This is a genomic window from Thermithiobacillus tepidarius DSM 3134, assembly GCF_000423825.1.
In the GTDB taxonomy this organism is placed as follows: domain Bacteria; phylum Pseudomonadota; class Gammaproteobacteria; order Acidithiobacillales; family Thermithiobacillaceae; genus Thermithiobacillus; species Thermithiobacillus tepidarius.
On sequence record NZ_AUIS01000005.1, the window covers coordinates 193223 to 203143 of the forward strand.

8 protein-coding genes are annotated in these 9921 nt (G+C 68.7%); 4 read left to right on the forward strand and 4 right to left on the reverse strand.

Going from position 1 to position 9921, the window contains the following annotated elements:
* Position 1: 1 nt before the first annotated feature.
* From glcE to G579_RS0103610, 4 genes are all read right to left on the reverse strand, one after another.
* Complete coding sequence (gene glcE / locus G579_RS0103595; RefSeq protein ID WP_081662561.1) at positions 2 to 1063, reverse strand: glycolate oxidase subunit GlcE; 1062 nt, start codon at positions 1061 to 1063, stop codon at positions 2 to 4.
* Entirely contained in the window at positions 1063 to 2547 is a 1485-nt protein-coding gene (locus G579_RS0103600) for an FAD-linked oxidase C-terminal domain-containing protein (RefSeq protein WP_028989085.1), read from the reverse strand. The genes glcE and G579_RS0103600 overlap by 1 nt, the downstream gene beginning before the upstream one ends.
* Positions 2548 to 2968: 421 nt before the next feature.
* Positions 2969 to 4276, reverse strand: coding sequence for a four-carbon acid sugar kinase family protein (locus G579_RS0103605; protein ID WP_028989086.1), 1308 nt, complete (start codon positions 4274 to 4276; stop codon positions 2969 to 2971).
* Between the two features lies 1 nt (position 4277).
* Positions 4278 to 6497 (reverse strand): phosphoketolase family protein, encoded by a 2220-nt coding sequence (locus G579_RS0103610; RefSeq protein ID WP_028989087.1) that lies wholly within the window; start codon positions 6495 to 6497, stop codon positions 4278 to 4280.
* A 99-nt stretch (positions 6498 to 6596) separates the two neighbouring features.
* On the opposite strand from G579_RS0103610, the gene G579_RS0103615 reads away from it, so the two are divergent.
* The 4 genes from G579_RS0103615 to G579_RS0103630 all read left to right on the forward strand — a co-directional run.
* The gene (locus G579_RS0103615; protein ID WP_028989088.1) at positions 6597 to 7376 is read left to right on the forward strand and encodes an IclR family transcriptional regulator; all 780 of its coding nucleotides are present in this window, start codon (positions 6597 to 6599) and stop codon (positions 7374 to 7376) included.
* An 83-nt stretch (positions 7377 to 7459) separates the two neighbouring features.
* The gene (locus G579_RS0103620) at positions 7460 to 8506 is read left to right on the forward strand and encodes an AI-2E family transporter (RefSeq protein ID WP_028989089.1); all 1047 of its coding nucleotides are present in this window, start codon (positions 7460 to 7462) and stop codon (positions 8504 to 8506) included.
* 121 nt (positions 8507 to 8627) lie between these two features.
* Positions 8628 to 9041, forward strand: coding sequence for a globin domain-containing protein (locus G579_RS15670; protein WP_038017879.1), 414 nt, complete (start codon positions 8628 to 8630; stop codon positions 9039 to 9041).
* Positions 9042 to 9052: 11 nt separating this feature from the next.
* Positions 9053 to 9921: FAD-binding oxidoreductase (locus G579_RS0103630; RefSeq protein WP_028989090.1), on the forward strand; the 869-nt coding region annotated here is incomplete at its 3' end.

The following is a 9921-nucleotide window of genomic DNA, read 5'->3' on the forward strand; positions in this document are numbered from 1 at the left end:
GTCAGAAATCCGCGTAGAGGCGGCCGGGGTTGAGGATGCCCGCGGGGTCGAAGGCTGCTTTCAGGCGCCGGTGCAGGGCGGCGAGGGCCGGCGGCAGGGGCTGGAAGACCTCGCCCCGGCGCTCGCCGCCGCGAAAGCCGCTCGCATGGCCGCCGGCCTCACGGGCTGAGTCCTGCACGGCGGCCGCCGGCAGATCCGTGCGCAGCCAGCGCTGCGCCCCGCCCCAGTCGATGAGCCAGCGGCCCGGCAGATCGAGCAGGGGCGCGGCCGGGGGCACGGACAGGCGCCAGAGGGGCGTGTCGCCGGCGAAGAAATCGTGTTGCTGCTCGCGGATGGCCTGCCAGAAGGCCGCGCCGTCGGCCAGAGGCTCGCCCCCCAGCCTTGCCTGGGCCGCCCGCACGCCGGCGACGCTGCCGCTCAGGCGCAGGTAGAGGCGCTCGCCGTCGTGCACGGCGCCGGCCAGGGGCAGGGGCTGTCCGGCCCAGCGGTTCGCCTCGCTGATGGCGCGGGCCGGGTCGTAATCGAAGATCAGGGTCTCTTCAAGCGCCGGCCGGGGCAGGACCTTGAGCGAGACCTCCAGCAGCACGCCCAGGGTGCCCAGCGCTCCGGCCATGAGCCGGGCGACGTCGAAGCCCGCCACGTTCTTCATCACCTCGCCGCCGAAGCGCAGGATCTCGCCCTGGCCATTGATGATCTTCACGCCGAGGACGAAGTCGCGGGCCGACCCGGTGTAGGGCCGCCTTGGCCCCGACAGTCCGCTGGCGATGGCGCCGCCCAGGGTGGCGCCGGGGCCGAAGTGCGGCGGCTCGAAGGGCAGGAACTGGCCGTGTTCGGCCAGGAGCGCCTCGATCTCGACGAGCGGCGTGCCGGCGCGGGCGCTGAGCACGAGCTCAGTGGGCTGGTAATTGACGATGCCGCAATGGCCGCCGAGCGCCAGGATCTCGCCGCTGGCCTCGCGGCCGTAGAAGTGCTTGCTGCCGCCGCCGCGGATCTGCAGCGCGGTCTGGCTCGCGCTCGCCTCGCGGACGCGGGCCTGGAGTTCCAGGGATTGGTCGGCATCCATCAGAAGCGCTCCAGCTCGGAGAAGGGCAGGCGGCCGGCGTGCACGTGCATGGCGCCGAACTCGGCGCAGCGGTGCAGGGTGGGCACGGCCTTGCCCGGGTTGAGGAGGCCCGCGGGATCGAAGGCGTGCTTGACGGCATGGAATTGCGCCAGTTCCGCCGCGGCGAACTGGCTGCACATGGGCGCGAGCTTCTCCACGCCCACGCCGTGCTCGCCGGTCACGGTGCCGCCCACGGCCACGCAGAGCTCCAGGATCTGGCGGCCGAATGCCTCGGTGCGCTCCAGCTCGCCGGGCTGGTTGGCGTCGAAGAGGATGAGGGGGTGCAGGTTGCCGTCGCCGGCGTGGAAGACGTTGGCCACCGGCAGGCCGTACTCGGCGGACAGGCGCGCGATCTCCTGCAGCACCTCGGGCAGGCGGAAGCGCGGGATGGTGCCGTCCATGCAGTAGTAATCCGGGCTCAGGCGGCCCACCGCCGGGAAGGCGGCCTTGCGCCCGGCCCAAAGCTTCTGCCGCTCCGCCTCGGTCTCGGCGCTGCGCACCTCGGTGGCGCCGCACGCCCGCAGCAGTTCGCGCACCTGGAAAATCTGCTCGGAGACCTCGGCGTTGGCTCCGTCCAGCTCGCAAAGCAGGATGGCGGCGGCGTCCGTCGGATAGCCCGCGTGCACGAAGGCCTCGGCGGCGCGGATGGCCGGGTTGTCCATCATCTCCAGGCCGCCGGGGATGATGCCGGCGGCGATGATGGCGCCCACCGCCTCGCCGGCCTTGGCCACGTCGTCGAAGGCGGCGAGCAGCACCTGGGCGCGCTCGGGCTTGGGCAGGAGCTTGACCGTGACCTCCACGATGACGCCCAGCAGGCCCTCCGAGCCGGTCATCAGCGCCAGCAGGTCGTAGCCGGGCGTGTCCAGGGCCTTGCCGCCGAGCTCCAGCAGCTCGCCGTCCATGGTGACGATCTTGAGCCCCAGCACGTTGTGCACCGTGAGGCCGTACTTCAGGCAGTGCACGCCGCCGGAGTTCTCCGCCACGTTGCCGCCGATGGTGCAGGCGATCTGCGAGGAAGGGTCCGGCGCGTAGTAGAGGCCGCAGGGGGCGGCGGCCTGGGAGATGGCGAGGTTGCACACCCCCGGCTGCACCCGCGCCACGCGGTTTTCGGTGTCGATCTCCAGGATGCGCTTGAACTTGGCGAGGCTCAGCAGCACGCCGTCAGCCAGCGGCAGGGCGCCCCCCGACAACCCCGTCCCCGCCCCGCGCGCCACCACCGGCACTTGGCGCTCGTGGCAGAGCTTCAGCACCTGCTGCACCTGCTCGACGGTCTCGGGCAGGCAGACGACGAGCGGCAGCTCGCGGTAGGCGGAGAGCCCGTCGCACTCGTAGGGGCGCAAGTCCTCAGCCTCGAAGAGCACCGATTCCGCGGGCATGAAGCGGCGCAAGTCGCGGACCAGGGCCGCGCGGTCGGGGGAAGGGGTTGGGGTGGAGGTGGCGTGCATTCTTATTATTTTACCTTGGCTTGGGTGGAATGACTATTTGCTGATCTTGATTGCTCCGGCAGCTTGGGCTGAGCGGGCGAAGCCTGGCATCCGGGCAGCCCAACGGGTTCGGTGCATTCCAAGGAGCGGGTTGCGCCCGCGACTGTGATTAGGTGTCGGAGGCTGCCCTGCCGCCGGCCCGCCAGGCTTGGCACGGCACCGCAGCCGCCCCGGATACTGCTCCCTTTGAGAGCGGGCCGGGTCAGTGTGGGCCAAGGCCCCGTTGCGCGGGCCACCAAGGCCGTAGGAGCGAGCTGGCTCGCGATTTCTTGACAAATCTATACAGCGGATCGCGAGCCAGCTCGCTCCTACGTTCCGTGAATCAGTGTGGCCCAGGCCGCCGGGGCGCGTTTTGCCCGCTCCCATGTCTGCATCCTTCCCGTCAATCCTTGATCTCCGCAAAGCGCCGATACACCACTGCCAGGGTCTCATCCTCCCCCACGTTCCCCGGAAAGATCACCACCGGCAGGTCCGGGAAGCGCGGGTGGCCGGCGGGGCAGCGGACCACGGAGCAGCCGGGCGCCACCTGGCCGAGCACCCGGGCGGTGCGCAGGCACAGGGCGTCGCTCAGCACATCGTTGGAGGTGATGCCGCCCTTGCTGATGAGAAAGCCGATTTCCGCGGGGAGATTGCGCACGACGTCCATCAGCAGGCCGGAGACCTCTTCGCCGAAGGCGAGCCGCGCAGCCTGGTCGGGGAACTGCCGTTCCTGGCGGCTGGTATAGACGACGGCGGTCTGGCCGGCGGCGAAGCCGCGCTCGACCTGTTTCAGCACGTTCGCCAGCACCGTCGCCCGTTCGGCGGGCAGCCGGCCGACGTCCACCTCCACGTCCGTCACCCCGGGCTCGGCGAGCAGGTGTGCCAATTGGCGGCTGGATTTGGCCACGTGGGAGCCGACGATGACCGCGCCGGGCCGTCCCTGCCGGGTGAAGCGCCCCATGGCCTCCGGGGCCACCGGCTGGGGCGGCAATTGCGCCAGGGCGGTCAGGAGACTCGCCGCGCTGCGGAAGAGGAAGCGCCGGCCCTGGCTCACGGCCATCCGGATGTCCGAGGCGAAGCTCGCAAGGTCTTCCGGCGCTTCGGCGTCGACCACGGCGCAGATGTTGTCCTGCAGGGCCAGCAGCCGCGCCAGCACGCCCCGGCGCAGGTCGGCGAGCAGGATGCGTTCGACCCGCGCCGCCGGGATGCGGCCACGGGTTTTTTCCTCGACGTAATCGGGCAGGTGGCTGTGGCGGTAGCCGAAGATCGAGTCGCGGGCGAATTCGGTCTCGTGCACCGGCACCTCGCGGCCGTCCACCTTCAGATAATGCACGCTGTCGCGGGTGACGCGCCCGCCCTCGAAGAAGGCGGGCACCAGGAAATGGGCGTCGAAGGGCCCCAGTTCCTCGCCGATGACATCGGTCTCCACCGGATAATGGCCGCGCAGGGTGGAGTCCGAGCGGCTGACCAGGATCGGATTGATGCGCGTGCCTTTCAAGGCCTGCTTCAGGTTGCGGCAGACCTCCCGCGTCACCGCCGCCGCCCGCTCGGCGCTCATGCCGCGCGTGTTGGTGAGCACGAAGAAGAGCGGTGCGGCGTCCGCCAGCGCCTCCCGCAGCGTGTCCACATCCCAGCGGGTGAGCAGCAGGCAACTGTGGACGGTCTGCGAGCCGGTGGGGTCGTCGTCGAGGACGATGATCTTGCTGTCCATCTCAGCCTGCCAGCATCATCACGCGCTGCGCCAGGGCCTCGGCGGTCAGGCCGTTGAAGGCCATGAGCTCGGCGGGACTGGCCGTGGTCTCGCCGCGCTGCCAGGCGAAGGTGTCGCGCCGGGGCGCGCGGGCGCGCAGCAGCACCGGCTCCAAGGGACCGCTGGGGCCGCCGCTCACCGCCAGCAGCACGTCGCCGTCGAAGAGGGCGTTGAAGTGCTCGTCGTCCATGAAGGCGTTGTCCGGCTCGGTCACCGTCGCCCAAGCCACGTCCGTGGGCCGGTACAGGCGGCGCGGGTTGACCACGGCGACGATGCGCACCTTGTAGCCCGCGGCCTCCAGCTTGTCCTTGGCCTCGAAGACCGGCAGCAGGATCATGTCGCCGGTGACGGCGAAGACCACCGTGCCCTTGGCGCCCGCGGCACTCTCGTAGAGGATCGCCGCGCCCTTTTCCACCGCCGCGCGGGCCTCCTCCATGCTCAGGTGGACCGGCAAGAGGCTTTTGGAAGCGATGATCACCATGCCCTTGTTGCAGCTCCGGGTGGCGTATTCGTAAGCCGCCTGGATGGTATTGGCATCTGGGGGGAAGAGCAGGTAGACGTTGCCGTTGCGCATCTGCGCGGCGAAATAGTTCTCGATCTCCGGACGCTGATGGGTCCAGCCGTTGCGGCCCTGCTCGAGTGCCCCGGCGGTGAACATGCAGACGATGGACGGCGTCTTGCGGCGCAGTTCGGCCATGGCCTGGGTCACGGTCTGCACGACGGGCCAGCCGTTGATGGCGAAGGACTCGTAGGACAGCCACAGGGCGCGCGAACCGAAGAGCGCCAGGCCCGCGGCGAGGCCCGCGCAGGCGTCCTCGTTGAGCGGCTCGTAGACCTGGCCGGTAGGCGCCTGATTGTAGAGCGGGTCCGCCGTGGGATGGCGGATCTTCAGCGCGTCGTTGATGTTCTTCATGCCCGAGGCTTCGTTGCCGTCGGCATTGGTCACCACGAAGCGCGGGTCCTGTTGGCCCACCCAGGCGACCAGCGCGCCCATGGCGGTGGAGGGCACGGCCTTCTCGCCCTTGGCGTATTCATGCATCGGGAATTCGCCCAGTGGCGCGATGTCCAGCACCCGCTCGGTGACGGCGGTCCTCACGGCCGGCCCGCCGCCGGCGCGCACGAAGTTCTCGCGCACCACGGCCCAGGCCTGCGGGCTGAGCGCCCGGCGCTGGAGGCCCTCGATGATGTGCGGCTGGTCGAGGGTGTCGGCCGGGTAGAGGTTGTGGGACTTGGCGCCCAGCGTGTGCACGCCGGCGCCCTTCAGCTGCTTGATGATGAAAGCGGTGAGCTTGCCCGACAGGGCCGACTGCGCCGCCCAGTGCATGCCGGCCAGCACCGTTTGCGTGAAGGCGAGGCGCTGATTCAGGGAAAAGCGCGTGCTGTCGACGTAGGCGCTGTCCTGGCCCGTATCGTCGAAGCTCTTGGCGTCCACCAGCACCACCTCGTCGAAGCCGTGGCCGGCCCAGTAGGCGATCATGTCCTCGTTGCTCATGCAGGACGCCATGGCATGGTGCTCCTGCGAGTAGCCGTTCCAGATCAGCACCGGCAGGAAGTTGGTGACCTCGGGATAGGCGGTGTGAAAATGCATCATGCTGTTCAGCACGTAGGGCTCGCCCATGCCGCCGTCGCCGATGGTCACCGGAAACAGGGTGCCGGGATGCAGCAGCGCCCCGGCCATGGCGAAGTGCTGGCCCTGCCCAAGCGGGCCGGCGGGGGCGAGCAGGCCCGGGATGGCGCCGGACAGGTGGCCCAGCAGGCCGTGCTTCTCGCGGAAGCGCGCCATCATGTCGCTCATGGTGCGGATGCCCATCTCCTCCAATGAGAGATCGAGGAACATGGCGCTGTAGAAGCCGGGGGCATGATGGCCGACCTCGGTGACGATGTTGGTGTGGCCGAGCATCACCAGGGCGGCGTAGGCTTCGGCGCTGGAGGCGAAGCCGCCGGGGTGGCCGGAGCCCTTGGCCCCGCAGACCTGCAGCGTGACATAGCGCAGTGCGTCGGCCATCAGCAGGGTCTGGTAGGCCGCCCGCGGGTCGGCGGGATCGGCGACGGCACGCTGTCCCGCGCCGATGACCGGCTCGGCGGCGTGCGCCGCGAAGCCCGGCCAGGACTCGGCAAAGTACTGGATGCCCTCGCAGAAGGCGGGAATGGAGGCTGCAGCCTCGTTGGCGGTGGTGCTCATGACGTGCTCCTGATCGCAATGCGGGTAGGCTTGCAATCATGCTATGGCTGAAACTAAAATTCCGCAATATGTAATTATTTTCATAATGCGAAAAATACCATGAAAAACACCGAATCCGCTTCCATTCAAGTCATCGATCGCATGGCCAAGCTGCTGGAAGCCATCGCCGCCGCCGAGCCCGCCAGCCTGAAGATCCTGTCCGCCGAGACCGGACTGCATCCCTCCACCGCCCATCGCATCCTCGCCAGCCTCGTCGACAACGGCCTGGTGGAGCGCAATCCCGCCGGCCACTACTGCCTGGGCAACCGCCTGCTGGGCTGGGCCGGTCGGGTGCAGGCGCGGGTGGACGTGCGGCGCGAGGCGCTGCCCGTCATGGAGGCACTGCGCACGGCCCTTGGCGAGACCGTCAACCTCACCGTGCGCGACGGTGACGAGGTGGTTTACGTGGAGCGGGTTTCCAGTCCGCAGGCAGTGCGGGTCGAGCAGGTCATCGGCGGCCGCGCGCCGCTGCACGTGACGGCGGTCGGCAAGCTCTTCCTGGGCTTCGACGGCCAAGCCGCCGCCCTGGACTATGCCCGCCGCACCGGCCTGCCGGCCTTCACCAAACACACCCTCACCGATCCGGGTCTCCTCTGGGAGGCGGCGCGCCGCGCCTGGGAATGCGCCTACGCGCTGGACGACGAAGAAGCGGATCTTGGCGTGGGCTGCATCGGTGTGCCGGTGCGGGATGCCAACGGCCGGATGGTGGCGGGGCTGTCGGTGTCGGCGCCCATCGAGCGGCGGCGGGACGAGTGGGTGGCGCAGGTCATGGCGGCAGGCGAGCGGTTGTCCGCCCGCCTGGGCTACCGCGGCGGGCAGCCAGGCCGGACGCGCGCCTGAGCGGCTGCTCTTCCCAACGCGGGGCCGCAGGATCCATAATGGCGGCCGTCGCATGCGCGGGCCACAACGCCGGAACGGAGCACATGGATAGCGCCTATCGCCGCTTGGTCAACCTGGGTTTGACGCTGTTCATCGTGCTCCTGGCCGGGCTCGTCTTGTGGCATTTCCTGCTGCCGCTGGCCTGGGCGGCAGTGATCGCGCTGGCCTCGTGGCCGCTCTTCGAGCGCATCCGGGCTGGCCTGCGCGGGCGCAACACGCTGGCCGCCGCCGTGACGACCCTGCTGGTATCCGTCGTTCTCATCGGGCCCTTGGGCTGGCTCATGCTGCTGCTCGGCCAAGAGCTGCATCGCCTGGCTGATTTCCTGGCCGCCACCAACGCCCAGGGACTGCCGGCGCCGGTTTGGCTGGCGCGCCTGCCGTGGTTCGGGACGGAAGCCCAAAGACTCTGGAGCGAAGTACTGAGCCAGCCCCAGGGCCTGAGCCATTACCTGCAAAGCGCGCTGGCCGGCCGGGTGGCCTTCCTGAGCAACTGGCTGCGCGACCTGAGCCTGCAGATCGGCCACCGCTTGCTCATCTTCGCCTTCATGCTCCTGTCCCTGTTCTTTTTCTACCGCGATGGCCCGCAGCTCATCCGCCAGAGCAACGCCGTGGGCGCCCGCTGGCTCGGGCCGCGCTGGGCGCTGTACGCCGGCACCATTCCCGGGGCCGTGCGCGCCACTGTCAACGGCCTGGTGCTGGTCGGCTTGGCGGAGGGGTTCCTGCTGGGCATCGCCTATTTATTGGCCGGTGTGGCTTCGCCGGTGCTCTGGGGTTTCGTCACCGCCATCCTGGCGGTGATTCCCTTCGGGGCACCGCTGGCGTTCACAGGCGTCGCCCTCGTCCTCCTGGTGCAGGGCAGTGCCCTGACGGCCTTGCTGGTCTTCGGCTGGGGGATGCTGGTGGTCTTCGTCGCCGATCACTTCGTGCGCCCCCTCGTCATCGGCGGGGCGACCCGGTTGCCCTTCCTGCTGGTGCTTTTCGGCATTCTGGGCGGCGTGGAGAGCATGGGCCTGGTGGGGCTTTTTCTCGGCCCGGTGCTGATGGTGCTGCTGGCCACCCTGTGGCGCGAGGCGGCCGCCGGGAGCACCTGAGGCCGTTACCCCGGCGCGAGCGGCTGCAATCCGTCTTTTATCGCTTGATCTCGATGAGAAAGTGGTAATAGAATAATCAATGTATTTTTAATACATCTAATGTTTCCGAGAAGGAGAACGCATGAGCCTCAATCCCGCCCTGATCAGGGAAAGTTTTGCCGTGGTGGCGCCGCATGGCGTTGCCGTCACCGATTACTTCTACAACTACATGTTCAGCCACTACCCCGAGGTGCGCGCCATGTTCCCGGCGCAGATGGACGCGCAGAAGGAGCGCCTGCTCAACTCCATCGTGCAGATCGTGACCCACATCGACCAGCTCGACGCCCTGGTGCCGTATCTGCAGGAGCTGGGGGCGGGCCACAACAAGTACCACACCCAGCCCGAACACTATCCCATCGTCGGCGCCAGCCTGCTGGCGACCCTGGCGCATTTCGCCGGCCCCGCCTGGACCCCGGCAGTGGCCGAAGCCTGGAGCGCAGCCTACAACGTGGCAGCCCAGGTCATGATCGAGGCGGCAGAGCAGGCGGCCGCCTGAGGAGCCGGTTCATGTCCTATCGCATCACCGTCGAGCCGAGCGGGGTGTCCTTCACGGCCGAGGCCGGACAGACGGTGCTGGAGGCGGCGCTGGCCCACGGCGTCGCCCTGCAGCACGGCTGCGGCAACGGTTCCTGCGGCGACTGCAAGGGCACCGTGCTGGAAGGCCAGGGCGAGCAGGGCATCTACATGCCCCTGCTGCTCACTCCGGAGGAAAAGGCGGCCGGCGCGGCCATCCTCTGCAAGTTCAAGCCGACCAGCGACCTGTGCATTGCAGCGTCGGTGCACACTGAATCCTTCCAACACGCCGAGATCCGGCGCCTGCTCCGCCTGGGGCCGGACGTGATGGGGCTGTGGCTGCGGCCGGAAACCCCCTTCGCCTACAAGGCCGGGCAGTATGTGCAGGTGGAGGTGCCCGGCCATCCCGGCGTCATGCGCTCCTATTCCATCGCCAACCGGCCGGCGGACGACGGTACCCTGGAGTTCCACATCCGCCGGGCGCCGAACGGGCTTTTCAGCACGCAGCTTTTCGAGGCGCTGCAGCCCGGAGACCGCCTGCGCATCAGGGGTCCCATCGGCGAGTTCTTCTTGCGCGAGGATAGCCCACGCGACGTACTGTGTGTCGCCGCCAGCACTGGTTTCGCGCCCATCAAGGGCATCCTGGAAGAGGCTTTTTTCCGGGGTTTCGATCGGCGCATCCACTTCTTTTTCGGTGCGCGCCAGGAGCAGGATCTCTATCATCTCGACCTGCTGGCCGATTGGGCCAGGCGCTACCCTAACTTCCGGTTTACCACTGCCGTCGATACCGGCGGCACGCAGATGCTGCTGCCCACCGTGGACGAATGCGGGCCCTGGGGGCAGCACGAGGTCTATTTGTGCGG

What these genes read in the sequence shown, in the direction of transcription:
- glcE (WP_081662561.1), bottom strand. Translation starts at nt 1,063, where the DNA reads ATGGATGCCGACCAATCCCTGGAACTCCAGGCCCGCGTCCGCGAGGCG.
- G579_RS0103600 (WP_028989085.1), bottom strand. Translation starts at nt 2,547, where the DNA reads ATGCACGCCACCTCCACCCCAACCCCTTCCCCCGACCGCGCGGCCCTG.
- G579_RS0103605 (WP_028989086.1), bottom strand. Translation starts at nt 4,276, where the DNA reads ATGGACAGCAAGATCATCGTCCTCGACGACGACCCCACCGGCTCGCAG.
- G579_RS0103610 (WP_028989087.1), bottom strand. Translation starts at nt 6,497, where the DNA reads ATGAGCACCACCGCCAACGAGGCTGCAGCCTCCATTCCCGCCTTCTGC.
- G579_RS0103615 (WP_028989088.1), top strand. Translation starts at nt 6,597, where the DNA reads ATGAAAAACACCGAATCCGCTTCCATTCAAGTCATCGATCGCATGGCC.
- G579_RS0103620 (WP_028989089.1), top strand. Translation starts at nt 7,460, where the DNA reads ATGGATAGCGCCTATCGCCGCTTGGTCAACCTGGGTTTGACGCTGTTC.
- G579_RS15670 (WP_038017879.1), top strand. Translation starts at nt 8,628, where the DNA reads ATGAGCCTCAATCCCGCCCTGATCAGGGAAAGTTTTGCCGTGGTGGCG.